Source organism: Mesorhizobium sp. P2_H9 (assembly GCF_056403215.1).
This window is the reverse complement of record NZ_JBFUFX010000008.1, coordinates 100,475-125,661: the sequence shown is the minus strand read 5'-3', so window position 1 is coordinate 125,661 and position 25,187 is coordinate 100,475. Positions and strand designations below refer to the sequence as shown.

Genomic DNA, 25,187 nt, shown 5'->3' with positions numbered 1-25,187 from the left:
AGAAACTGGGTAAGGCCCTCCGCGAAGAGCCGCCAAATGGCTTGTGCGCCAGGCCGCGCGAGACGCGGGCCTTCCTAATTCTCCGCGTGGCTGAAGACGACTGCGCCGTCGTCCTTGCGAACTTCAACGGACACAATCCCATCGTCGCCCTTTCGGGTCTGGAACATGGAGATTGCATAGTCTTTCGCGACCTTCTCGGCGTCGAATGTCATCTTGTCGACGATGCCCTGTCTTCCATACCAGATGACAGTGTAGGCCATTGTGGCTCCCCTACATTCCGCCGAAGCATTAAGGCGTCCGGCTTGTCACGCCACTTTAGCACCAGCCGCCGCCAGGCGGGCAGCTTGCGCCCACAGGAACGCGCGAGGAAGCGGAACGCGCGCTGGCGGGCTTCCTTGTGTCGGTTGCATCAAAGTCTAACCACTGGGAAAGTGGACTGGAAAGCACGTGCGGTAACAGTTGGTTCAACCATTGCTGGTATCATGAACGAGTGTGGGAGCGGCTCCGACAGTGTGGGTGGGCCTAAGTTGCCGGAGCCGCCTGCGCAGGTCGGGTTGGGGTTTGACCGCGCCGTCCTATTCTGGGACAGCGCGGTCAACGATTCGTTAAAATGTTCCGGAACTAATTAAGCGTATGCTAATTGACTCGCGGGTTTGCGAGTCGATGCATGCGTTTGAAGTTTGTCCCGCCATTGATGCCTACCTTGGTGGAGAAGCCTCCCGAGGGCGAGGGATGGATCCACGAAGTCAAGTTCGATGGCTACCGCTCCCAGATCGTCAGGGATGCAGACGGCGTGCGCATCTTCACTAGGCGCGGGCTCGACTGGACGTCGAAGTATCGTGACCTCGCCAAGGCAGCCGGCGAGCTTGAGGTGGAAAGCGCCATTATTGACGGCGAGATCGTCGTTCTCAACGACGCCGGCCTTTCCGACTTCGGCGAGCTGCGCAAGGCGATCACCAGGCGGCAGCACGACCTCTATTTCGTCGCTTTCGATTTGCTACACCTCAACGGCCACGAACTGCGCGCCATGCCATTGGAGGATCGCCGCGAGATCCTGGCCGAGATGATCCCGAAAGGCGGTCGCATTCAATTCAGCGAAGCGCTGCCGGGCACCGGCGCCTCGGTCTTTCACCTCGTCGACCAGGCCGGCCTCGAAGGCATGGTTTCAAAGCGCAAAGACAGTAGGTATCGCAGCGGCCCGTCGACCAACTGGCTAAAGGCTAAATGCTATGCGATCGGCGAGTTCGATCTTCTCGGCGTCGAGCGCGAGGCCGGCAAACCCGCCTTCGCTCTAATGGCAGAGCGCGGCACGGGGCGCTATGTCGGCTCGGCATTCATCACCTTGAACCGCGATATGCGCGAACGGCTCTGGCAACGCGTCCAGGACCACGCAGGCACGGCGCCGAAGGGAATGAAGCGGCCGGCGACGATTTGGGTTAAGCCGGGGCTCGTTGCCACGGTAAAGCACTTGCGCGGCGAGGAAGACCTACGCCATGCCTCGCTGCAGGACTTTCGGGAAGAAGGCTAGAGTGGCCGGCCAGCGCGCATCATGGCACGAGCGATAGCTAGGTCCGCTTCGACCTTGGCGTTCTCTTTCTGCGTCATGTTGTCGGCGGCGATGAGACGGCGAAGGGACCGGATGACTTCACCGCGCGTCCAGCCTGCCTCCTGCATGCAATCGACGATCACTTGAAAGCCTGGCTCCATTGCCTCCTGACAGTCGATAGTGCGGTCGGGATAATCCTGTTGGTGCCTTGGTGCAGGGATCATGGATTTCCATCCACGCTGGTCTCTTCATCGAGCGCGTAAGGCACCGGCAAATAGGCGTTGGCGACAAGCCAATCTCCGATGATGGTCATGACTAGCTCGGATTTCGAAATCTCCATCTCAGCTGCGACGCCCGATAGAGCTTCTTCCATCCGGGGATCGAGGTCGATGCCGTCAGTGTTTCTGATCATCAAAGCGGCCCGTCGCAGCATGACCTGAAGATCGGCGCGGGATGCGTCCGCAATGCGGTCGGATTGGGCCTGCAGTTCCCCTGCGAAGGTCGAGCGGGTCATGGATGCTTTCCTCTTGAAAGATATCGTTCGCCGTTCTCACGATGGGCGAGACAGAACCAATGCGACTGCTGCCGGGGCCTAGCGAAGCCGAACCCACCAAGCGTTCCGCAGCCCGAATGCTCGCAACCATGGTTCTCAATCAAGCCGCGCGATTGCGGTGGCTCTCGGCTTTGAGGCAGGCGGGCAAGTTCGTCATTCACGGCAGTGCTATCGGCTCAATCATGCTCGGGCTATCGTTCGGCTTTCCGTGTTTCACGGAAGCGTTTTACCTCCCGACCTACCTGACAGAGCGCCACTGCCGCAGCTGTCCCGCGTGATCTCCTCGGCGGATGCGCCCTTGATGACCAAGCGGGCTCCATGTTCGCCTCCTATTGCTCTCTGGTTGACAGTGAACAAAATAAGAACGCCAGAGTCAAGAACGTCTTGACTGGCGAGGAATATGTTCCTTATTTGTGGGCTCTTCAGAAGCGGGGAAAAGGAAAATGGCGACGCGCCAAAGGCGTCGGCCGGCGAAGCTATGGTGAAAACGGCGGAGGACAATTTTCGGATTGAGGTTTGGGATCGAGAGGAAAAGGCCCTCATCGAGACAATTTCTCGATCACCGGATTCCAGCGTCAGTCAGGCGGCTTGGCAAGTCGCCATTCGGCGACGGCCGGGCATGCTTCTGATTCACTACAACAGTCGCCATGTCATGGAGAAGATCCTGACGCCGGGAGAGCCGACAGTAGAACCGCAGACAATCGTTGAAGGCAGCGTTCATGCGGGCCTCGACGTCTCGCTCGGCGACCTCCGCGAATGGCATACGCTGCGCGCATGGTGCAAGAACTGCTCCCATCATGCGGAGGTGAAGCCGGCAACTCTCATCCGGCGTTATGGAAAGGGCGCTCTGTTCAACTCGGTCGAGAGGGCGTTGTTCTGCACGAGTTGTGACAGAGGTGGGCCGGTAAGGCTGGAGATTCACAAGCTGTCTCGTAATTGAAGGCCAGGAGGAACACACCGATGGCGACGCACTGATGTGACGCCAGGCTTGGCGCCATGATCGATCCTGCCCATTCTGCCGCTATGAGCGCGGTCTCCGCGTGTCTTCCATCCGATAGTTCTCGAACGGTTGAAACGACTCGCTTTTTCCCCCTTTCTCAGCTTCACTGAAGAGGAAGCGGGAGAAGAGAAATGGCAAGAGTAATAGAGCGCACTTTGTGCAAGCTATTTTCTGCAATAATCTTCGGCGCTGCATTGTTGATTGTGGGGTGCACTACCCCTTACATCCCTCCGAAGATCCAAGAGCCAGGCCAGGACAACGCTTCCAGCTTTGGTGGCATCATGAGCTTTGCCACCCAAGAAGACCTACGGGTCGTCTGGGTGCACGGCATGTGCACTCACAAGGAAGAGTGGGCAGATAATCGTCATGCCCTTCTCCAACAGGCGATCGCAATTGGGTCGTCTACTCGAAACGTCGTATATGGCCCGGAGCGCGCCGCGCGCGTCACGTTCAACCACAGTGTGAGCGGACATTCCCTCGAACTCCGTTTTCTCGTCTGGTCGCCGCTTGCGGCCGGCGCAAAGATCGCGATTGGGCTTGACCACAATGATGACCTGAAGCGTGCCAGCCTGAACAGGGACTTCAAGAAAGGGCTGATTGACGACTGCTTTTCCGACGCCGTGATCTACACGGGCACGGCTGGTAACCCAACCAGGTCCTGGATACGTTCAGAAGTCTGTGACGCTCTGGGCGGCGATATCTCAGGCGCGGGTCGCTGCCTGATCGATGATAGCAAGCCGCGTCGGAAGACCGTCCTAGTCGCCGAAAGCTTGGGCAGTAAGATGCTTTCAGATGCGATCGTCTCGATATGGCAAACCGCGACTGCATCGCAACAGCCGCGGATTGCCCAGCGCCTTGGCGATGTTCAGATGGTTTTCCTGCTGGCAAACCAGATACCTCTCTTGAATGCCGCAACCTACTCTCAAGGCACAGCCAGGATTGCAGCTGACAAATCTGCAGAGGTGGCTAGCGGGTCACTCCTTGACGTCTTCGCCAGCGCGCGAGCTCCGAAGATCAGGACCCTTATCACCGAGCCCTCCAGCCCCATCCGCTTTGTCGCTTTCACTGACCCGAATGACCTATTGAGCTATCGGCTCTTCCCCAAAGCGTATCTGCCGGAGGACATGAAGATCACCAACGTCATTGTCTCAAACGATCAGACTTATCTCGGCTTGTTGGAGCGCCCGGACACCGCCCACTGCGGTTACGGCTGGAATCCGGCGGTGATTGCGACGGTCGCGGAAGGCTATGATGGCAAGCGCATAGGATCGATCCCGGTCAATATCCCACACTCGTGCGGTCTCGGTGGATAGCACATTGCGCTGTTGCTTCGACGCTACGCGGCTGGGGCGTCAACCCGCTAAGCAAGCGCGGGCTCCAACGGCGAAATGGAACTTCGCCTGCAGAGGTCAAAGATTCGAATCTTGTCAGGCGGGTCGGTTATGTGCCGCATGACAGGTAGATCAAACAGGCAAACAGCCGTAGTGATCCAACGGCAACGTTTAGGAGGATCGAGCCGTGGGCATTCCGCAGCACTACAGCCACATGTTGCCGGTGCGCTGTTGCGAGCTGGTCAAAACCCTTTACCCAGTGGTCAAGGCGGATCAGCGACAAGCCGACAGGCATGGCGGTCCTTTGGGCACGACTTTGTTATTGGCTTTGGCGACGCCGATGATCGTTTTACCGGCTGAACGCATACTGCAAGCCTTGAACGGCAATCCGGGCTACTCCAGCGAGGCGGGCATAGACCCTGTCCTAACCGAAGCGGTTCGCAGCGAATGTGACAAACGCCTAAAGGAGACCTCGTTCTTTGAGGGCCTTGGCTGGGCCTTTGTTAGCGGCTGGGCAATGTTCGACCTCGCTAGGCGGCTTCCATCTGAATTAGCCGAAGAGTTGCGTGGCGCTGGCGCCCAAAACGCGGCTGGCAACCTAGCGTTGCGCACATTCTTCAGTTGTCTTCGGAACGGACTTTCCCATGGTGGGATCATGTATCTGGACAGCAAAGGCGAATCTTCCGAGGGCGAAGCGGATATGCTTGCATTTGTCAGCGGCAAGCGCGGCAAGAAACAACTTCTCTGCCGAGATGGGGTTTCGGATTGCGCCTACGCCGGACCGCCGATTGAAAGTCTCAACGTTCTGCGAATTTCGGAGAACGGGTTTCGCGAGTTCCTTTTGAGATGGGCAACCTGGCTTGAAAACTCGGGCGCTGCTAGAGGCCTAAGTGAAACAGTAATAGCCGCTGAGTGAGCGGCTGACGGCAATTGAGAAGCAGAATAATGATCACAGGTGAATTGCGTTCGAAAATCGATGCCGTCTGGAACGCCTTCTGGGCGGGCGGCATCGCCAATCCGCTCGAGGTGATCGAGCAGATCACCTACCTGCTGTTCATGCGCGGGCTGGACGATGCCGAGCAACTGGAGGAGAACCGCTCGACGCGGACCGGCCAGCCGATGCGCCGGCGTATCTTCAAGGATGGCAAGGATGGCATCGGCGCGAACGGCGGCATCGCCTATGTGGACATGCGCTGGTCGCGGCTGAAGAACAACGACGCTGGCACGATGTTCGAACTCGTTTCCGAACACGTCTTCCCCTTCCTGCGCACCATGGCGGAAGACGGCACCGCGCATGCCACTCACATGAAGGGTGCGCGCTTCACCATTCCGTCGCCAGCGCTGTTGGTCAAGGTTGTTGACCTTATTGACAAGCTGCCGATGCAGGACCGCGACACCAAGGGCGACCTCTACGAATATATGCTGGGCAAGATCGCCAGCGCCGGCCAGAACGGCCAGTTCCGCACGCCGCGCCACATCATCGGGCTGATGGTGGAGATGACGGCGCCGACGCCCAAGGACATCATCGTCGACCCGGCCTGCGGCACCTGCGGCTTCCTGGTTGCGGCCGGCGAATATCTGCGCGACAACCATCCGAAGCTGTTCCACGACCAGGAAAGCCGCGACCATTTCAACGAGGGGATGTTCCACGGCTTCGACTTCGACAACACCATGCTGCGTATCGGTTCGATGAACATGACGCTGCATGGCGTCGAGGATCCTGACATCCGCTACAAGGATTCGCTTAGTCAGGAGCATGCCGGCGACGAGGACCACTATTCGCTGGTGCTGGCCAATCCGCCCTTTGCCGGCTCGCTCGACTATGAGACGACAGCCAAGGATCTGCTCTCGATCGTCAAGACAAAGAAGACCGAGCTTCTGTTCATGGCGCTGTTCTTGAAGCTGTTGAAGCCCGGCGGGCGCGCTGCGGTGATCGTGCCGGACGGCGTGCTGTTCGGTTCCTCCACTGCGCACAAGGAAATCCGCAGGATGCTGGTTGAGGACCACCGCCTCGACGGCATCGTCAAACTGCCGTCCGGTGTGTTCCGGCCGTATGCTGGCGTCTCAACCGCCATCGTGCTGTTCACCAAGACCAATTCCGGCGGCACAGATCATGTCTGGTTCTACGACTGCCAGGCCGACGGCTTTTCGCTGGATGACAAGCGCACGCCGCTCTTGCCTCCCCAACAAATCGGGCCGACGCCGGGACACCGCGAAGCTGGTCATTTCGTCAATCTAACGCTCACTGACGAGGAACTGGCGAAGAACAACCTGCCAGACATCACCGCGCACTGGGCCGAGCGCAATGGCACCGAGCGCGAGCGTTCGCGCACAGCGCAGAGCTTCTGCGTGCCGAAAGCGGACATTGCGGCCGCCGGCTACGATCTTTCCATTAATCGCTATAAGGAGGTGGTGCATGCGGCACAGGAGCACCGCCCGCCGAAGGAGATCATCACGGAGCTAAGAGCGCTGGAGAAGGAGATCGCTGAGGGGCTGGAGGAACTGGAGGCAATGCTTTGACCGCCCATTGGCAACTCAAACGTCTAGGCGACATCTTTGAAGTCGCGCGGGGCGGGTCACCGCGTCCCATCGAACAGTTCATCACCGATCGGTCTGACGGTCTGAACTGGATAAAAATTGGCGATGCATCGGCCAGCGGCGGCAAATTTATTGAGCGAACGAAGGAAAAAATAAAGAGAGAGGGTCTTTCCAAAACCCGTTTGGTCAATCCAGGTGACTTTCTTCTAACAAATTCGATGAGCTTTGGGCGGCCTTATATCATGGCAACAGAAGGTTGCATTCATGACGGCTGGCTTGTCCTCAAGCCTAGGGTCAAAGATGCCGTTCATCCGGACTATTTCTACCATCTCCTCGGTTCCGATGCGGTTTATAGCCAGTTCGCGGCGCGGGCAGGCGGATCAACGGTCAAGAACCTAAATTCCGAGATTGTCGCAAGTATCGAAGTTCGGTTGCCTCCGGTGAACGAGCAGCGAAGGATTGCAGCGATCCTTGACCAGGCGGATGCGCTACGCCGCAAGCGCATGCGCGCCATCGAACTGCTCGACAGTCTCTCGCAATCGATCTTTCTGGAGATGTTTGGAGACCCAATCGAAAATCCAAACCGCTATCCGAAAGGCCCGCTCGAAGGTGTGATTTCACCATCGAGAAAGATCACCTACGGTATTCTGAAACCTGGGCCAGATCAGCGCGACGGTGTTCCATACATTCGGGTAGTTGATATTAAAAACAGTTTAATTGATGTGGCCGGATTGAAGAAGACAACAGCCAAAATCGCCCAAGAATATAGGCGCTCAACCCTAAATGAGGGAGATTTGCTAATTTCGATTCGTGGGCATGTCGGCCGGATGGCAATTGCTCCTCGCGCTTGTGATGGAGCGAATATCACTCAGGATACTGCGCGTCTTGCGATCGCTTCAGCCAACACTCACTTTGTGAAGGCCCAACTCGAAACAAGTTCGGCAAAGAACTGGATGGACAGAAGAACCAAAGGTGCCGCGGTGAAGGGGATCAACCTTGGAGATCTCCGATACTTTCCATTGATCTTGCCAAACCGGGAAACTCAAGACGAATTTGCGAGACGGGTTGGGGCAGCGCGAGATGTTCTGATGCCTAGCACCAAGCAATTTGAATACCTGGAAGCCTTCTTCGCCTCACTCCAGCACCGCGCCTTTTCGGGCAAGCTTTAGCCATGTCCGACGCACTGGCCGGCAGTGATTGGACCGACCGTGAGATCGACCTGATTGTTGCAGATTATTTCGACATGCTGTCGCTGGAACTGGCGAGCCTTCCATTCGTGAAGGCGCAGCGCAACGCGCAGCTTCAGGAATTGACTGGCCGCAGCCGCGGCTCGATCGAATTCAAGCACCAGAACATCAGCGCGGTGCTCTATCGGCTCGGCATGCGGTGGATCGCCGGCTACAAGCCAATGGCGAACTTCCAGCGCGCGCTGGTCGACGGTGTCGAGCGCCATATCGTCAGCAATCCTTCGCTCTTCGATAACCAGATCTCGGCCCCGTCTGCGCTCGGCTTGCAAGAGCCTCAGCCCCTTTTCTTCGAAGCGCCGCCTGTCGTGGCTTTCGAGGCTGTGCCGCCCGCGCTGGAGCGGATCGTGCGGAAGTTTGATCCGGCACTCCGGGACGCTCGCAACCGACAACTGGGCAAGAACGGCGAGGAGCGCGTCTTCTTTGCCGAGCAATCGGGCTTGCGTGCGGCAGGGCGCGACGACCTTGCCCGCAAGGTGCGCTGGGTATCAGTGGAGGACGGCGATGGCGCCGGCTATGACATCCGCTCGTTCGATCCGGCCGGCCGCGAGCGGTTGATCGAGGTGAAGACCACCACCGGTCACAAGCAGACCCCGTTTCTGCTCTCAGAGAACGAGCGGGCCTTTTCCGACGAGCGGCCGGATGCTTTCCGGCTTGCGCGACTGTTCGACTTCGCCCGCCAACCGCGCGCCTTCGAACTCACGCCACCGCTGGACAGATCGGTGCTGCTGAGAGCCGCGACTTGGCGGGCTCAGTTCTGAACGCGATTGCCCTCTGAAGATATGAAACTATAGATACTATTTGGATTTGTTTCTGGAAGAGCCAAAGGCAGGGGACAAGATGCCGTCGATCTACGAGCTGGATCTACCAGGCGGAATGACGGAGAGGGGCTTTTGGCTCTACGTGTGGCAAGTGAAAGCCGTAGCTGACGACGTTCTATATGTCGGCCGCACCGGAGACAACTCCAGTCCTTATGCGGCGTCTGTGTATCGTCGGATGGGGCAGCATCTTGGCGATGCTGACAACACTAATGCTCTGCTTCGCCACTTGCAGGATAGGTTCAAGAATCGCGAAATTCACTCATACGAAAAATTTCGCATGATCTCCTACGGTCCTATTTTTCCGGAAGTCGAGCGGCACCCAGAGTTTGCCTACAGAGTTCAACCGCATTGGCAGGCAGCGCTCGAGCTTCACAATCCCTATCGTGATCGAGCGGCAGCGTTAGAACGCAAGCTTGCCCAAGAACTACACGCTGCCGGCTACGACGTGATGAACACAGTCAATTCCAATGCGCAGCTTATCGATACCGATTGGCCGCCGGTCAGAGAAGCCTTTGCGAAGCATTTTTCACGACTGGCACAAGTGGTGTGATGTCCAACTTCACCTTCCTCGCTGCGGAGTTTCCAAGCGTCCACGAGGCGGCGGTGGAGGCCGAGCGGCAGGCGGGCGTGTCGCCGACAGCTGCGGCGTTCTTCGCAGGCAAGACGGTTGAGCTCGCGGTCAAATGGGCTTTCCGCAACGATCCTGGCCTGAAGCTGCCCTATCAGGACAATATCGCCGCCCTGCTGCATGAACCGAGCTTTCGCCGCGCTGCGGGCGAAGCGGTGTTCGCCAAAGCGAAATTCATCAACACGCTGCGCAATCGCGCCGTGCATGAGGAAAAGATCATCCGGCCAGGCGATGCTGCCGGGGCGGTCAAGGAACTGTTCCATGTCTGCTTCTGGCTGGCGCGCACTTACGCGCGCAAGGCAAAGCCAGCGGACGGCCTAGCCTTCGACCCCTCGGTGCTGGCGCGCCGTGACGAGACGCTGAAGAAAGCCTTCGCGCATCTGAAGGCGCAGCAAGCCGAGTTGGATGCCAGGAACGGCGAACTGACCAAGCTGCTTTCCGACCGGCAGAACCTCGACGCCGAATTGCAGCGCCTGCGTGCCGAAGTTGCAGCCGCCCGGCATGACGCCGAGGCAGCTCCATCCACGCATGACTACAATGAGGCTGAAACCCGCGACCGCTTCATCGACCTTCTGCTGCTGGAGGCGGGCTGGGCGCTGGATAGGTCGGAAGACACCGAGTTCCGCGTCGAGGGCATGCCGAACGAGCAGGGCGTCGGCTTCGTCGACTGTGTGTTGTGGGGCGCGGACGGCAAGCCCCTGGGCCTGGTCGAGGCAAAGCGCACCCGCAAGGATGCCCGCCAGGGCCAGCAGCAGGCGAAGCTCTATGCTGACCGGCTGGAGGCGCGCTACGGGCAGCGACCGGTGATCTTCTACTCGAACGGCTACGAGCATTGGATCTGGGACGATGTGCGCTATCCGCCGCGCCAGATCGGCGGCTTCTACAAGCGTGACGAGTTGGAGCTGCTGATCCAGCGCCGCACGAGCCGCAGGAAGCTTGCCGAGACAAAGCTCAATACGAAGATCGCCGGCGACAAGCGCCCCTACCAGCAGCACGCCATCCGCGCTATCGCCAAGGCCTTCGAGGATGAGGGCGAGCGCAAGGCGCTGCTGGTGATGGCCACCGGCTCAGGCAAAACGCGCACGGTGATCGCACTGGTCGACCTGTTGATGCGCGCCGGCTGGGTAAAGCGCGTGCTGTTCCTCGCCGACCGCGTTGCGCTGGTCAACCAGGCGGCCGGCGCGTTCAAGGCGCACCTCCCGGATTCGGCGCCGGTCAATCTGGTCACGGAACGCACCAGCGAGGGCCGAGTGTTCCTCTCCACCTATCCGACGATGATGAACCTCATCGATGGCAGACAGGAGGGGAAGGCGAAGTTCGGGCCCGGCCACTTCGACCTCATCGTCATCGATGAGGCTCACCGCTCGGTCTACCAACGCTACCGCGCGATCTTCGAGTATTTCGACAGCTTCCTCGTCGGCCTGACGGCGACGCCCAAGGATGAAATCGACAAGAACACCTATTCGCTGTTCGACCTGGAAGACGGCGTGCCCACCGACGCCTATAGCCTTGAAGAAGCTGTCGCCGACGGCCATCTCGTGCCGCCCGTGGCGATCTCCGTGCCGCTGAAGATCGTGCGCTCCGGTTTGCGCTACGACGATCTCTCCGAAGAGGAGAAGGACCAGTGGGACATGCTGGAATGGGGCGAGGACGAGATCCCCGATACGGTCGAGGCGGCCGAGGTGAACAAACGTCTTTTCAACCAGGACACCGTCGACCAGGTTATCGCTCACCTGATGCAGAACGGGTTGAAGCTCGAGGGCGGCGATCGACTCGGCAAGACCATCATCTTCGCCAAGAACCAGGCGCATGCTGTTTATATCGAAGCTCGCTTCAACGCGGCCTATCCTTCGCTTGCTGGACATTTCGCCCGCGTCATCACCTATGAGAGCGGCCCATATGCGCAGACGCTGATCGACGACTTCTCCAAGAAGGACAAGGCCCCGCACATCGCCATCTCGGTCGATATGCTGGACACCGGCATCGACGTTCCGGAGGTAGTGAACCTCGTCTTCTTCAAGCAGGTTCGGTCGAAGACGAAGTTCTGGCAGATGATGGGGCGCGGCACGCGGCTCTGCCCCGACCTGTTCGGTCCCGGCCAGGATAAAGAGTTCTTCCGCGTCTTCGACTATTGCCAGAACCTCGAATTTTTCGGCGCCAATCCCGAGATCAAGGAAGCGAGCGCTGCCAAGTCTCTTTCGGCACGTCTGTTCGCAGCCCGGCTCGATCTTGTCCGCGCACTGGACGACAAACATGGCAAGGCTGGCGGCTTCTCCGCACCCGAGCAGCAACCTTACGAGGCGCCCGACAATCGGGAAGATCCGCCCAGCGAGGAAGAGGTGCGCGCGAGCGCGCTGGCCGTTCTGCGCGAGACCGTCGCGGGCTTGAACCTCGAGAACTTCATCGTGCGCCAGAAGCGCCGGACGGTCGAGAAATACCAGGCCGACCAGGCTTGGAATGACATCGACGATGATGCGCGCGACGAACTGGTGGGCGACATTGCGCCGCTTCCGTCGTCGCGTGAACTCGGGACCGAGGAAGCGAAGCGCTTCGACCTGCTGATGTTCCAGCTTGAGCTTACTCTGCAGAAAGGCTCCAGACGCTTCGACACGCTGAAGAAGCAACTGCTTGAGATCGCATCGGCACTTGAAGACCAGGCGGGCATCCCGGCGATCGCGCATCAGGCTGTCTTGATCGAGGAAATCCAGACCGACACCTGGTGGGAGGGTGTCATCGTTCCCCTCCTGGAACTGGTGCGTTTGCGGCTGCGGGATCTTGTCCAGCACATCGAGAAGGGCCGCAAGGCCGTGGTCTATTCGAACTTCGCCGATGAGATTGGTGAAGGCGTCGAACATGATCTGCCACAAGTCGGCGAGGCCGACTTCGCGCGCTTCAAGCAGAAGGCGCGACACTTCCTGCGGAAGCACGAGGATCATATCGTTCTGCACAAGCTACGTCAGGGCAGGCCCCTGACCGCGATCGACCTGACGGAGTTGGAGAAGATGCTCCTCGACGCCGGTATTGGCGAAGCCGGCGATATTGAGCGAGCCCGTGAAGCGAGCAACGGCTTTGGTCGCTTTGTGCGCTCCCTAGTCGGATTAGAGCGGGCGGCGGTGAGCGAGGCCTTCGGCGAGTTCCTCTCCTCTGGCAAGGCGACCGCGCCTCAAATCGAGTTCATCGACATGATCATCGAGCACCTGACCGACCAGGGAATGATGGATCCGTCCCTGCTCTACGAGCCCCCTTTCACCGACATCGCGCCAACAGGGCCAGAGCAGGTGTTCGATGAGGACCGGGTGACCCGGCTCGTCAGCCGCATCCGCGAGATTAGCGACAGTGCGGTCGCCTAATTGGCAGCGGTCGGTGCTTGCGATCGGAAAATGGATCGTAGCAGTGCAAGAGCCCGACATCGCCTACCAGGTAGCCTCTGGTTCGCCGGTGAAAGCTCAAGGTGAGTTCCGTCATGCTGCGTGCGGGAAAGTGCGACCCGTTACGGGTGCGCGCTGGCGAGCTCCCCCTTCGAATACCAATATCGAACGAAGCCATCCCCGCCGCAGGCGGCCTCTCCACCGGGGACGAGATCAGCACAGAGTTGGGTTGAAGGTGTAAGCGCTCCCTATCATTTCGCATGTTATATACTATAGAAGTATATAACAATATAGGGAGCGCTTACAACGCAAACCTCCGGTTAAGAGGACGGGCCTCGGTTAATAAGAGAAGCTCCCGGTTAAGGAGAGCTTGCGGTTGAGGACAAAGACCCAGCGGCCTTGGTTCTCTGCCTTGCACGACACGCCRCTACATTCTTCCGGTTACGCTCTTTGTCTGCCTCGTCTATTGGAGAGCCAGAACCCGTCCTGCGAGTCGTCTCGACCATCGCCAAGTTTGCTGCCGCTACACATTCGTCATACAGCGGACATGTGTTGCAAGGCGTCGACCCAGGGTTGATGCTCTCGTGGACTCCAAAGCAGCTGATGTGGAGATCCTCGTCGTCAAGTTGCACCTTGGGCGTCGGGATGCATCGCCGGCTGACGACTTCCTGTCTTACCCGGTTCCGGATGTCTGCACGAATATCCTCCGGCAACAGCGCTATGCACTCACTGGCTCGCAGATGTCGATTAACTACCGACACCTTGCAGACATCGTCGACTGGTGATCCTGATCCGAACTTGATTTGCTCCGCCATGACCTCCCGGAGTTCATGTTGGGCGTGGAGGCCACGGTCGTGCTCAAGTCGATATTGAGATAGGGCGGATAGCTCGTGCCGTTTGACCGCCAGGTGATGTATAGCAAAGGGACGGAACAACGACCACCAGGCCTCTGCGGTATTGGTTGACGCGTGGAGCTGAATCGGCAGCGGCGTCCACTTGCGCTGCCGGTTCCCGGCAAATTCAAAGGCGAAGGCGAAAAACACCTCATAAGGGACAAAAAGTTCATCAGCGCGCTGTCGTGCCTCCCACAGCTGAGTAAACCAGCCTTCACGCTTGGAAGGAACCCATGGCCTAACTCCATTCACGGAATTCGCCAGCGCCACGTCGAAGTTTGTGCGGACGTAGCGACGCACGGCGGTCGTGTATTTCTTGGCAAACAGCATGGTGGCCTCAAGTGGTGACATGAAGCGATAGTTAAACCACTTCACGGTCATGAGCTCGGCTTCCTTGCTCAGATATTTCGGGTGGACAAGAGACCGCATTGTGATGAGGTCATCCAGCCGCTTTCTCGATTTGATTGGATCTGATGACATAGGTTCTCCTTCGCGCGGCGTGCCCGTTCAAGGTGGATGATGTTTGCGCTTGGTCACAGTCTATTGACGCTGCCGACGAGGYACGGGATGCCAAATTGCGTATAGCGAAAACTTGCTGGGGAGCTTGGCGGTGCAGGATAAATGATCGTAGGTGTGTCGTTCTGTCACATCACGCTAGTTGAGGGTGATGGATCCGTCTACAGGGAGGGGGCCGAAGGACTTCCGTTGCGTAAACCGTCATATGGTCGCATCGAAACCGGTAACGTAGACCGCCGGCTCTGGTATCCGTATAGCGCAGACTGAGGCTTTGGTCAGGCCCCCGATAGCCGTCTGCCGGGTGTGTTGCCGGAGGCGGGCTGGAGGGAGCCACGTCGAAGCGGATACCTGGTTCTTGCGGCTCGCTTGGTGATTTTCTCTTGGCGAAATTCACTTGCCTGTATCTGGCAGCACCCAGCAACTGAAGCCGATCCGGCACACCAATACATTTTGGGGTATGGGCGGCCCCCAGCATTTGGGAGTGGAGCCTTCACAATCGGGTCGTGGATTTCACCACCACAGCCAACGTATCGATGAATCTGTGACTAGCCTCTCAATGTCGCGAAGCGCGCCTCTGGCGACAAAGACAATCTCACCACGGGTCAACTGGCCCGTCCGGTCTCCCGGTTGTGACCGCCTTTAACACGGCGAAGCGTCTCTGAACCGGTCTTAAAGGATAACACATCTGACAGCCGAATATGTATTCGGCCTTGGGGTGCCTGGGTTTCTGATCGTGCCTTGGCTCTTGGTGTGCTTATTGTCATGGGAGCTCTGAGGGTCTGTGCCGTTGATTGCTCTGCACAGGCGACGTGCGGGTGCGATGGCTGCGTCTGGTGAGCTTGTCTGAGCCGTTATAGTATGTCGCTGATGTTTCCCTCGGACTGATTTTTTGTTGAGCTCTGGTTTTGGGAAACATCGGGTAAACTTAGGGGAAACATATTAGCTTTGGATGGAAGCTGACTTTATGGAATATGTTTCCATAGGTAAACATGGGCCGGTTGAGGGGATATGGACTTGGCTTTCGTGGCAGTCTTGGCAGTCATATTCGAATGAAGGAGCTTCTGCGTCGCGACCTGAAACGTCCCACTCAGATGGGCGCTTCCGGAATTTTCGGATCTGGTGGCGCCAGAAGGCATCCGGATGAATGGATCGCGGTGCCCCTAGGACTTCGATCGGCTGGAATCGTGCATTGATTAATGTCGATTGGTTCCTGGGGCGCTAGACGCGTGGCTCGTTAAGTTTGGCCAACCTGCTGACTATGCGAAAGATCGATCGCTTCCCCTCACAGATAATGTTTGGTCTCGACCAAGCTCCCTGGGCTTTTAGCATAGAAACCATGGGAGACGGACGCCCGGACAGGTCTCTGGGGATGCGTCGACTGCCGATGGTGCCATCCTGACGGTCGTGATCCCCACGATGTGGCAAGGACAATTTCCGTGCTCCTGTCCCTGTTCAAGATTCGTCGCAAGTCATCTCGTCAGAACGCAAGTCCCAGCAACCTTGCCTCCCGGCTGGGACATCGTGCATGAGTCGAAACGCGAGCAGGTGGCAGATGCCTTTTATCTTCTACGACACCGAGACAACGGGAGCTGATCGGACCTTCGATCAGATTCTGCAGTTCGCGGCGGCTCTGACCGATGATGATCTGAATGTCATCGACATCTTTGAGATACGCTGTCGGCTGCTCCCACACATAGTTCCTTCGCCAGGCGCCATGGTCGTCACTGGCGTGAGCGTCGACCAGCTGTTCGATTTGCAGATCCCTTCGCACTACGAGATGTGCAGGCGAATTCATGAGGTCTTAACGGCTTGGTCTCCCGCGACCGTGGTCGGCTATAACTCGATCAGTTTTGATGAGGAGCTGCTTCGACGGGCCTTCTATTCGAGCCTCCTGCCGATCTATCTGACAAACACCGGCGGCAATTCGCGATTGGACATCTTGCCACTTGCGATTGCTGCACACACGTTCGCACCGGAAAGTTTTCATTGGCCCATCAATGAAAAGGGACGGACAAGCTTCAAGCTTGATCGTCTGGCTCCTGCCAATGGCTTTGACCACGGCAACGCCCACGACGCCCTGGCTGACGTTTATGCCACCATCCATATCGCCCGCCTGATAAAGGACCGTGCGCCGGTGGTTTGGGAATCCGCCATGGCATACCGTTCGAAGGCATCGGCAACCCAATTTGTTGAGCTCAACCCTGCCTTCGCCGCGACGCGCCTGCGCTTTGGCATGTGCTCCTCAATCCTGGTTACCGCCATCGGAACCAATCCGGACAATTCGGGTGAAGTCTTCCTGCTGGATCTCAGACAAGATCCCGCAGCTCTCGCGGCGATGACCGACGAGGAACTAGCGGCACATATCGCAACGAAGCCGAGGCCGGTATCGTCACTGAAGCTCAACGCGTCGCCTTTGTTCTTGCCGATCGAAACGGTCGGCGAAAAGGCTCCGGGATACGATTTGGGGCTCGACGAGATCGCACGCCGAGCGGAACTCGTGCGCAGTGAGGAAGGTCTGCGACAGCGGCTGATCTCAGCTGTTTTGCAGGCTCGCTCTCCTTTCCCACAGAGTCCCCATCTCGAGGAGCAGATCTATGGCAGCTTCTACTCCCGGTCGGACCAATCGCTGGTTGACGAGTTCCGCGAGGTGGGGTGGCCGCGTCGGCTTGAACTCTCGGGGCAATTTGAAGACCGGCGCCTTAGAGGGTTGTCGCGGCGACTGATCTACTTTGACGCGCCTCATGTCATGCCCGCAAATATGCGTGCCGACTATGCCCGTGCCATTGCCGCCAGAATTCATTCGAGGACGGAGACGACCGGCCGTTGGACGACGCTTGAAGAAGCGATAGCGGACGCCCAGGAAATGCTCACCGATGTTTCCCCGGACCGTGAGGCGATCCTGCGAGAACACCTTGCCAGATTGGCTGCTTGGCGAGAGGAAGCCAGTCTGATTTTGGCGGACCAAACACTGAGGTGAGAACCCAATCACCCCTGGACTAGCGACTTCGGACCCTCTTGGACATTTGACGCCGGAGGCTAGGGCGATGCAAATTGACCCGTTCCGGACACCGAGTGGGTGGTCTACTCTCGGCAACAGCGGCCTTTCGGGTAGTTCGAATCTCGCCAGGCGCGGACTCTCCGCCACTCGAGAACAACTGAGCATGCCGTAGGCAAGCAAAATCGGGCCCGGCCGATGTGCAGACGGAAACGCGCGCAATGCAGGTGCGAACAATCAATCCTTGTCCCGCTCGGATTCGCCGCTCCAATCCTTGTCGAAATAGGCACCGCAACTGGGGCAGACGACGTTCGTCGGCTGGTTAGCGATTGTGCGGTGATAAGTGGCGCCGATGAGGTTCTTGAAAAGGATAGTGTTGCAGGACGGACCAAAGCAGTGGGTGCGCGTCGTGGCCATCTCGCACGCGCTGCAACCCAGGTCCCAGTAGATGTGATTACTTCGGGCGCGCCTCGCCACGATGTCCTCAGGCCCGTGAGCCTTGCCGCAGGACAGGCAGAAGCTCCGGCTGATCCAAATCTTCTTCTCTTCGTGCTGGAAATCGTCGAATATCCCGTCCCCATTGTGCAGGGAAACGGGAACTCCAACATTCAATATCGTCTCCCGGCCCTTGATGAGCTCGATCTCGGTGGGCTTTGGGAAGCTGGCCTGCAACTCGAGACCGATCAGCCGGCGCAGGTGGCGTTGCGCATCGCTCTGACCTGCGTCAGGGGCAAGCCAGATCGTGCCACGGCGGTGATTGCATTTGGGATCGTGGCCATAGTCGCAATGCGCCCCCCACTCGAGCGGCGAGGTGGGCGCTCGCATCGTTCCGGCAACAGGGTGCAGCAAAAAGACTCTGTCCCCTTCACTGTCATACCTCTTCTGGGCGATCAGGGTTTCAAGCACGCGCTCCATTTCACCTAGCTTCCAGCGGGTGCGAAACTTGGCGTCCATGATTAGCCCTGGACTGCCGCCAAGCGACGTGAGATCGGAGGGGGCAAGCCCGCCGGTCGCCGTGCGGGCGAGGTTGACGAGCAGAGGGGCAAACCGCACCCGAAAATCTGGCCGCCGCCCGTTTCCGAGCCGGGGCTGCACTTCGAATAGTGCGCCGAAGTTGATTTCAGGTCGGCAGAGCACCAGCGAGAAGGGTTGCGGCGGACCGGTCACAGCAGCGATCAACTGCTCTTGCCAGCCCGGCGGCTGACGGAAGCCAAATTCCGTGGTCAGGATGATCAGGATCTTGACCAGGCACCAGCGCTCATAAAGTGCGCTCGCATGCATGGTGCCGATACGCTCGACTGCCCCGAGCGCACTCTCGCCCAAGCCCGAGCGACTCGCCAGTGCCTGCACGCGATGATAGGCCGAGAGGCAGGCAGCGTAATCGGGATGCATGCTAAAGCGCATGCCCGTGGGCATTTGCGGGCTTGTCCCTATGCCGAGCGCCTGCAGGCCAAGGTCGATCCTACGAAGCGCGGACAGACTTTCGCACAAGGTGGTTCCCGCGCGTTCGGCATGCTCCGCCATTTCGCGAAATTTCGCGCTCCGCATCTCGGCGGTGCGGGCGGCCTTCTGGTATTCCGCGCGTTCCTCGGGTTTCAGGCGCGTGCGCCAGCCGTTTTGCTCAAGCTCGGCGCGTTTACGCCGCTTGTTCTCGACGGCCTGACTGTGAGGCTCGACGCTGCTGACCCGCTGCAGCTCGAGCCGACGGAATGGCTCCCCTTTGCTGTTTACTTCGATGTTGGATTTCGCCGTGCCGCGGAAGGTATAACCCCTGCCGAAGTGCAGGACACCGAAGATCAAGCTAGCCAGCGCTTCCGGTAGGCGCACGACGCTGTATTTGACGTAGTCGGTCGGCTGTCCGGGGCTCAAGCGCTCGTAGAAGAATTCGTCCTTGGTTTTGCTATAGACCTTGGTCAGCCGAACCGGAAATTCTTGCTGGCGCACATCGGCCGGTATCGGCTGATCGCTGCTCCACCGTTTGACCTCGCCCAGGCGCTCTTCCGTCTCGGCAAGCTGGCGATCGAATACGTCGGGGTCGACCGACTGAAATTCAGTCTGACGGTAATCTTCGCCCCGCTTCGCCTCGACGCGAGCACGGCCTTCTAATAAGTCGGTCTGACGTTCGGCGGCTTGGCCGAGCGAGCGGGCAAGGCCTGTGCATATGGTTGTCATGTGGCGCAGGAATCGGTTGTCCGGAATGTCGGCACTTTCCTCGGCCAGACGGCTGGGCAGGCGTGGCGCTGTCGGGGTGCGGGCGTGCTGGCGAAAGGTGGCAGCATTGGGTCGAAGCTTGGCGATGCTTGCTGCACCGCTGATCTCGTGCATCTCGCTTGCCGGGCGTGTGGCAATGCGGGAGAGCGCGGTCGTGAAGTCACCAAGCGCAGCGACAAGGGGCTGGTCGGCCCGCTGCCCAGCGCCACTGGCAGCGCCGGTGCCGTCAAAGCCAAGCACGAGCCAGATCAAATCATTCTGGAAATCGCGCAGATAATCTTCAAGCACCACCCGGCTGCAGCCATGGGTGATTGCGACAACTTCCAACCATTGTTCACCGACGGCAACCGTGAAAGTTCCAAAGCTACGGTAGAAGGCATTCTGGTGGCGCTTAGCGTCCCCGTCCCATTCCAGCGCAGGAACCCACCACCGTGCACCCTCGGTATCTGTCACTGCAATCAGCGGATGATGCCGTCCGTCAGGGGCGTTCCAGGCGGGCGTGGCATTCGCTAGCACGCCGCTGAGTTTCAACCCAAGCCAAGCATGGTCTTCAGGAAAGATCTCGACCTCAAGCCGTAGGGTGCCGTCCTCGGTGCGCTCAATCTCGACCGGCTCGGGTCCAACCTCGACCCGACGCGCCTGTCCAGGTTCTTGCCATTCGATAGTAAGATACTGCGCCGCAATTTTAATCGACATCAGCGGAGCCAGTAATTGGCAATCCCGTTGTTACCCTCGGCGGCGGCGATCAACCGGTCGAGGATGGCCACGCAATCCTCCACATTTGGCGGAAGCGCTTTGCGGTCGAGATTTGCGTCCAGATGGTCGCGCATGCCGATCAAGATATCGCGCCGATTGCGCCCGTCGCCGGTGCGCGTGGTGTCGAGTGTAAGCTTGGGGAGGACCTTGTGCAGGATGACGTTGTTAAGCGCAGTAGCTTCGTCAATCCCAGCGATTTCGGCGGCCTGCAGATATGCGAGCGACTGGCGGATCGCGCGCAGGCCGAACTCGACCCCGAGCGGGTCGAGATGGTTACGCGCAAGTATGATCAGGAAGCCTGCAGCCGGATTCCTGCGATCGAAGACAGGATAGTCGGCGCGCAGCCCGAACTCTTCGTTAGCGACGCGCAGCGGCTTCGAGAGCTGGTCAGGATCGAAGATCTCGATCTCGGCTTCGAGTGCTTCCCAATCGGTCAGAACCGGGTTGCGAAAGCGCAGAACATGGACGCGGTCGAGCACCTTGGGCGAAAGGTAATGGGTAGTCTCGTCGACGTTGATTGCGCCGAAAATGCGCAAGTTGACTGGGAAGCGCAGCTCGGTCGGGGTGCGCATGCTAGCCGCCAACGCACGGCGCAGCCGGCCGTGGTGCATAAGCACCGATTCCGCGTCCTTGAACCCGCCAAGTTGGTGCAGGATGCGGTTCGCGGTCTCGTCCTTGAGCAGGTCTTCCAGTGTCGCATCTTCGGGAAGGCCGGAGCGCTGTCGCGCTTCGGCCTCGAGCGCGAGGAAAAGTCCGTTCTCCATCACCGTGTGGCGCTCTTCATCAGAGGTGTAGAGCGGGATCAAGGGCGGCTCGGCGCGCGCTTCGAGCAGGCTGAGGAAATCGGCAAAGTAATGTTCGACCCGCGCGAGGTTCATTTCATCAAGGCAGATGAAATGTAAGACGTCGGGTTCGCGCTCTGCCGCCTGCAGCGCCTGCAGGAAGGGCGTGGGATGATAGCGGCGCTCGATCGGGTTGTAATATCCCAGCAGATCCTCGGGGCCGGTCCAGTTCGGCTTGACAGGGATCACCGTGCAGCGCGCGCCAATGGCCGAAGCGACCGCGCGCACTAGGCTGGTCTTACCCGCGCCCGAATCGCCGGCAAGCACGACAAGATCGTGGGTGCGCACCAACGCGAGGAAATCGCGGAGTTGCGCTTGCGAGAACAGCATTCCATCGCGCCACATACGGGCCTGCAGGAAAGGCGCAATGCGAGTAAAGTCGCCCTCGAGCAGCTCCTCAAAACTCTGTCCCTCGGGGCCGCTGGCTTTGGACGCCGTCGGCAGCAGCGCCTCGAGATCGGCCTCGTCCACCAGCCCGAGCGCGCACAGACGCTCGCCTTTTTGCGCTAGCAGGTCCGAAAGGTGACGGAAGCGCTCTTTCATAAGTTGATTCCTCTGCAGAAGGATGTCGCTGAGATTGTCCAGAAGCTCGGTCTTGTCACGCGCTTCCGCCCGCAGGCTGGCGAGCGTGTCATTACCCTGCGCGAGTTCGGCCTCCATCCGAGTGCATTGCTCGGTTAACGTTGCGCGTTCCTCGGCCAACGTGGCGTGTTGCCGAGCCTGATGCTCACGGGCCTCGGCTATCTCCTTGGCAATGCGCTGGATGGTGGCCCCACTGTCAGTTCGGGCACGATTCTCCAGTGCAACCCGGGCTGACTCTGCCAGCAACGGCGCCGCCCCGCCCCCTATCACGGTTGCGTTCCATTCGGGCGGCAGTTCCTCGAGAAAGCGCAAGGTGCCAGGACGCACCATGCAAGAGTGAGGATTGTCGCGTCTGAGCCGCTCGTGGTCGGGCGATAGAACAAGTTCGGCGATCGCCCACCTCGGCTCGCGCGACAGGTGGTCGCCGACGCGCTGCATTTCCCGAAAGGGGACAAATGCAGAGGCGGGGACGGTTTGCGTGGGATAGGCGAGGCCGCTGCCGCTGGCGGGATGTTCCAACGTTTCGAGAAACAGGACCTCCCTTTCGCCTTTCGGGCGCAGCTTGCCCACAACGACAAGGGGCGCGTCGAGAGCCACACCCCAAGCGGTGCGCAGCTCTGTCATGCGTTCGTGATCGGCAGATGGAGAGGTCTTCCCTCCGGGCGCGGTCGTTACTGTCTTTTCGGTCAACGGCTGGTCCAAGGCGTGATATCATCACAGAATGTTCGTCTTAGCCGCATTTCCAGAAACTGCGGTAGCGTCTACGCGGTGTGCACTCGTCTCACAACAAAGGTCCCGCAACAATATGGCGGTGCCCAGTTTCCACTCGGGGTGAGCCGGCTGCAGGCAGATCGATGTCCGAGGCTGCACGCAAACCCGACCGCTGATCATCGCCATTTATGATCAGATGCCGTAGTCGATCGGTTCATCAGCCATCTCGCTCGCGCATTCGGCGCCGCTTCTCATTCAGCCGCTTCTCGGGCGGCCATGCCGTGATGATGTGCTTGCCGTCCGAAAGAACATAGACTCGTTCACCTATCCGATCGATCCTGACGGAGTAGATGGACGTCTTTTTCGATCGCCTTTCGATCAGCTTGGCGTATCCGGTCTTGATGTCGTGAGCCAAGTCCGAGAACTCGCCGGGTCCAAGAACGATCCCGTAGCGGATCAGCAGCTGACGATGAAAATGCCAGTGCTTCTCCGGGATCGAGGCGCCAAGCCAACGTGGATCGAAGTAAGGCTTCTTGCTCATCGGCAGCTGCTCCATTTCTGGAACACTTGCCGAAGCAGCTGCACTCGATCCAATGTCGGGGCCGGATCCGTGTCGCTGCTAGCGAGCCTGATGAATTCGATCCACCCGACTTCATTCGGCGTGATCGCCGCCTCTGAAGTGAGCCTTCGGTGGATTACAACCGAGATTTCATCTTCGGCGCCCGTCATTTGCCGAAGATCCCGCGCAGCACCGCCCTTGCCCTCGACGTCAGGCTCGGGTCCGAGTAGTTGGAGGCCTTGCGAAGCTCCTCTAACCAAGCCGTCTCGTTTTCGGTCACGAGCGTTCCGAATATCTTCCGGATCGCCAACTCCGTCGTGTCGCCACCAAGCTGCTCGACTGCCATCATGAAAAGCAAGGCGGGATCACACTCAAGTGCTTTTGCCAGGGCCGGGACGCGATCGAGCGGTAGCTTGCTGTTGCCGGCCTTGATATTGGTGAGCATGTTATGTTGAGCGAAGCCGGCCTCGCTTGAGATCAGCGACTGAGTCTTGCGTGACTTCAGCTCTAGAATTCGTTTCTCGACGAATTTAGCCAGCCTTGTTTCAGAATAGGGTCTGCTTGTTGACTGCTTTGCCATCGATCTTTCCTTCAAACTCACAACGCAGAGCGCTGAATGACGTGAGTTATAGCGAGCGACTGATGGGTTATTTTGTTGCATGCATGGCGAAATGCTCGGGCTTTTCGTTTGCCTTCTCGTTATCCCCTTGTGCACTGTCGCGCGAGAACTGCGAGCACCGTGGACCCCGAGTTCGCGGGCCGGATTATTCATATGCCAGGAATGATCCAAAACGTCATATATGACCTTGATACATACGACTTTTTATATCATAAGAAGGGTATGTCGGAAAAGAGCCCAAGCTATTCGCAACAAGCGATCTCCCTACTACGCCAGCGGGGCATAGCTCGCCTCTCCGAATTCATAGCCGAAGGGATCACCTCAGCCACAATAGCTCGTATGCAGAAGCGAGGTGAGCTGCTTCAGCTAGGCCGTGGCCTCTATCAACTTCCCGACGCAGAACTTGACGTCAACCACTCGCTTGCCGAGGCCGCCAAGCGCGTCCCCAAGGGGGTCATTTGTCTCGGATCTGCACTCGCCTTTCATCAACTCACTGACACCATTCCGTCGCGGATCTGGATGGCGATAGGGTCAAAAGATCGGCTTCCGAAAGTGGATAGCCCACCTCTACAGTTCGTTCGCTTTGGAGCCAAGTCGCGGAACACCGGTATCGAGGAACACTCCGTCGAAGGCGTCAACGTGCGCATCTACGACCCCGCAAAGACGGTAGTGGATCTCTTTCGTTATCGTCGGCAGGAAGGGAGGCGTTTTAGTCAAAGCCCCGGGATCAACCTTGCCATCGAGGGCCTACGCGAGGCCCTGCGCAGCGGCAAGGCAAAGCCGTCTGAAATTGCTTCCTACGCCCTCAGTGCAGGCATCTGGAGCGTCATGCAACCATACCTCGAAACTCTGGCTGCCAATGGCTACGACAATCACCAATATGGGCGCTTCGGTTCGCGCTCGGCTTCTTACCATCGCAAGGCAACGTAGCCCGACAACGCCACACTCATTTCCGCCTCACTAGACTCTGCTCTCGATGTCAGCGCAAAAATAAGCAGCAGACGCAAACTGGTGTAAGTTCAGGATTGCATGCCATTCGCGCTCCTGCTGCGTTCCAGAGAATTGGGCGCAGTCCTGCAATGCGAGCCCCACGATCTGAACCGAGGCCGGGAAGGCGTAGCTCCGATGATGCAAAATCTTGTTGCAGGCCTCTCGGAACGTGAGCTCCTCATCATCGCGCCCATCCCTTAGAAGCAGACCGACTTTTCTTTCCGCTAGCATCCTCCATTCGTCGTCCCTCATCTCCGGAGTATATCTTTCAAATACGATGTTGCGGATCATCCCCGCGGTGGCGAGAAGCCGCTTGAGGAGCATGGTCTCAATGCTATCCTGGCAGTCGTCCAGAAAGATGTCGGATTCCGGATTCCTGGTGATTGCCGGCTCGACATTCTGGAGCGCGATCACCAGACAGGAGATCAAGAACGCATCTTCAATTATGCTCGATGTCACAACGGCATTGTTGTTCAAGACTCTC

Annotated in this window: 20 protein-coding genes; 11 read left to right on the top strand and 9 right to left on the bottom strand. The window is 58.7% G+C overall.

Features of this window, described 5'->3' with window-relative positions; all coding sequences use genetic code 11:
* Nucleotides 1-74: 74 nt before the first annotated feature.
* Nucleotides 75-260 carry a hypothetical protein gene (locus tag AC1DXN_RS16300; protein ID WP_192177337.1) on the bottom strand — a complete coding sequence of 62 codons (186 nt, stop codon included), beginning with the start codon at nucleotides 258-260 and terminating at the stop codon, nucleotides 75-77.
* Between the two features lie 407 nt (nucleotides 261-667).
* Between AC1DXN_RS16300 and AC1DXN_RS16295 the strand changes: the two genes are divergently transcribed.
* Nucleotides 668-1,528: an ATP-dependent DNA ligase gene (locus AC1DXN_RS16295; protein WP_477274778.1), complete on the top strand. Its 861-nt coding sequence runs from the start codon at nucleotides 668-670 to the stop codon at nucleotides 1,526-1,528.
* On the opposite strand, the gene AC1DXN_RS16290 is transcribed toward AC1DXN_RS16295, so the two are convergent.
* A complete protein-coding gene (locus AC1DXN_RS16290) occupies nucleotides 1,525-1,770 on the bottom strand; it encodes a hypothetical protein (RefSeq protein WP_477274780.1) in 246 nt (81 codons plus the stop codon). The two genes, AC1DXN_RS16295 and AC1DXN_RS16290, sit on opposite strands and share 4 nt — an antisense overlap.
* Nucleotides 1,767-2,060, bottom strand: a complete 294-nt coding sequence (locus tag AC1DXN_RS16285; protein WP_477274782.1) for a hypothetical protein — start codon at nucleotides 2,058-2,060, stop codon at nucleotides 1,767-1,769. The genes AC1DXN_RS16290 and AC1DXN_RS16285 overlap by 4 nt, the downstream gene beginning before the upstream one ends.
* 439 nt (nucleotides 2,061-2,499) lie before the next feature.
* Here AC1DXN_RS16285 and AC1DXN_RS16280 point away from each other — a divergent pair, with 439 nt between their 5' ends.
* The 8 genes from AC1DXN_RS16280 (at nucleotide 2,500) to AC1DXN_RS16245 (ending at nucleotide 13,011) form a co-directional block, all read left to right on the top strand.
* Complete coding sequence (locus AC1DXN_RS16280) at nucleotides 2,500-3,039, top strand: hypothetical protein (protein ID WP_477274784.1); 540 nt, start codon at nucleotides 2,500-2,502, stop codon at nucleotides 3,037-3,039.
* A gap of 191 nt (nucleotides 3,040-3,230) precedes the next feature.
* Entirely contained in the window at nucleotides 3,231-4,412 is a 1,182-nt protein-coding gene (locus AC1DXN_RS16275) for a hypothetical protein (RefSeq protein WP_477274786.1), read from the top strand.
* Nucleotides 4,413-4,617: 205 nt separating this feature from the next.
* The gene (locus tag AC1DXN_RS16270; RefSeq protein ID WP_477274788.1) at nucleotides 4,618-5,346 is read left to right on the top strand and encodes a hypothetical protein; all 729 of its coding nucleotides are present in this window, start codon (nucleotides 4,618-4,620) and stop codon (nucleotides 5,344-5,346) included.
* A gap of 29 nt (nucleotides 5,347-5,375) precedes the next feature.
* Complete coding sequence (locus AC1DXN_RS16265; RefSeq protein WP_477274790.1) at nucleotides 5,376-6,950, top strand: type I restriction-modification system subunit M; 1,575 nt, start codon at nucleotides 5,376-5,378, stop codon at nucleotides 6,948-6,950.
* On the top strand, nucleotides 6,947-8,137 hold the full coding sequence (locus tag AC1DXN_RS16260; RefSeq protein ID WP_477274792.1) for a restriction endonuclease subunit S: 1,191 nt from the start codon (nucleotides 6,947-6,949) through the stop codon (nucleotides 8,135-8,137). Before AC1DXN_RS16265 ends, AC1DXN_RS16260 begins: the two co-directional genes overlap by 4 nt.
* Before the next feature lie 74 nt (nucleotides 8,138-8,211).
* A complete protein-coding gene (locus AC1DXN_RS16255) occupies nucleotides 8,212-8,973 on the top strand; it encodes a protein NO VEIN domain-containing protein (RefSeq protein ID WP_477421598.1) in 762 nt (253 codons plus the stop codon).
* A gap of 79 nt (nucleotides 8,974-9,052) precedes the next feature.
* On the top strand, nucleotides 9,053-9,583 hold the full coding sequence (locus AC1DXN_RS16250; protein ID WP_477274796.1) for a hypothetical protein: 531 nt from the start codon (nucleotides 9,053-9,055) through the stop codon (nucleotides 9,581-9,583).
* Nucleotides 9,583-13,011: a DEAD/DEAH box helicase family protein gene (locus AC1DXN_RS16245; RefSeq protein WP_477274798.1), complete on the top strand. Its 3,429-nt coding sequence runs from the start codon at nucleotides 9,583-9,585 to the stop codon at nucleotides 13,009-13,011. Before AC1DXN_RS16250 ends, AC1DXN_RS16245 begins: the two co-directional genes overlap by 1 nt.
* A 377-nt stretch (nucleotides 13,012-13,388) precedes the next feature.
* Here the strand turns inward: AC1DXN_RS16245 and AC1DXN_RS16240 are convergent, their stop codons facing one another.
* Nucleotides 13,389-14,402 carry a hypothetical protein gene (locus AC1DXN_RS16240; RefSeq protein ID WP_477421596.1) on the bottom strand — a complete coding sequence of 338 codons (1,014 nt, stop codon included), beginning with the start codon at nucleotides 14,400-14,402 and terminating at the stop codon, nucleotides 13,389-13,391.
* A 1,588-nt stretch (nucleotides 14,403-15,990) separates the two neighbouring features.
* Here AC1DXN_RS16240 and AC1DXN_RS16235 point away from each other — a divergent pair.
* Entirely contained in the window at nucleotides 15,991-17,415 is a 1,425-nt protein-coding gene (locus AC1DXN_RS16235; protein WP_477274802.1) for an exonuclease domain-containing protein, read from the top strand.
* 255 nt (nucleotides 17,416-17,670) lie between these two features.
* Here AC1DXN_RS16235 and AC1DXN_RS16230 read toward each other — a convergent pair whose 3' ends face one another.
* The 4 genes from AC1DXN_RS16230 to AC1DXN_RS16215 form a co-directional block, all read right to left on the bottom strand.
* The gene (locus AC1DXN_RS16230) at nucleotides 17,671-20,340 is read right to left on the bottom strand and encodes a hypothetical protein (protein WP_477274804.1); all 2,670 of its coding nucleotides are present in this window, start codon (nucleotides 20,338-20,340) and stop codon (nucleotides 17,671-17,673) included.
* A complete protein-coding gene (locus AC1DXN_RS16225) occupies nucleotides 20,340-22,514 on the bottom strand; it encodes an McrB family protein (RefSeq protein ID WP_477274806.1) in 2,175 nt (724 codons plus the stop codon). Before AC1DXN_RS16225 ends, AC1DXN_RS16230 begins: the two co-directional genes overlap by 1 nt.
* Nucleotides 22,515-22,752: 238 nt before the next feature.
* Entirely contained in the window at nucleotides 22,753-23,091 is a 339-nt protein-coding gene (locus AC1DXN_RS16220; protein ID WP_477274808.1) for a hypothetical protein, read from the bottom strand.
* Between the two features lie 169 nt (nucleotides 23,092-23,260).
* Nucleotides 23,261-23,674 (bottom strand): XRE family transcriptional regulator, encoded by a 414-nt coding sequence (locus tag AC1DXN_RS16215; protein ID WP_477274810.1) that lies wholly within the window; start codon nucleotides 23,672-23,674, stop codon nucleotides 23,261-23,263.
* Between the two features lie 192 nt (nucleotides 23,675-23,866).
* On the opposite strand from AC1DXN_RS16215, the gene AC1DXN_RS16210 reads away from it, so the two are divergent.
* On the top strand, nucleotides 23,867-24,643 hold the full coding sequence (locus tag AC1DXN_RS16210) for a type IV toxin-antitoxin system AbiEi family antitoxin domain-containing protein (protein WP_477274812.1): 777 nt from the start codon (nucleotides 23,867-23,869) through the stop codon (nucleotides 24,641-24,643).
* Between the two features lie 30 nt (nucleotides 24,644-24,673).
* Here AC1DXN_RS16210 and AC1DXN_RS16205 read toward each other — a convergent pair whose 3' ends face one another.
* A complete protein-coding gene (locus AC1DXN_RS16205; protein WP_477274814.1) occupies nucleotides 24,674-25,180 on the bottom strand; it encodes a hypothetical protein in 507 nt (168 codons plus the stop codon).
* Between the last annotated feature and the right edge of the window lie 7 nt (nucleotides 25,181-25,187).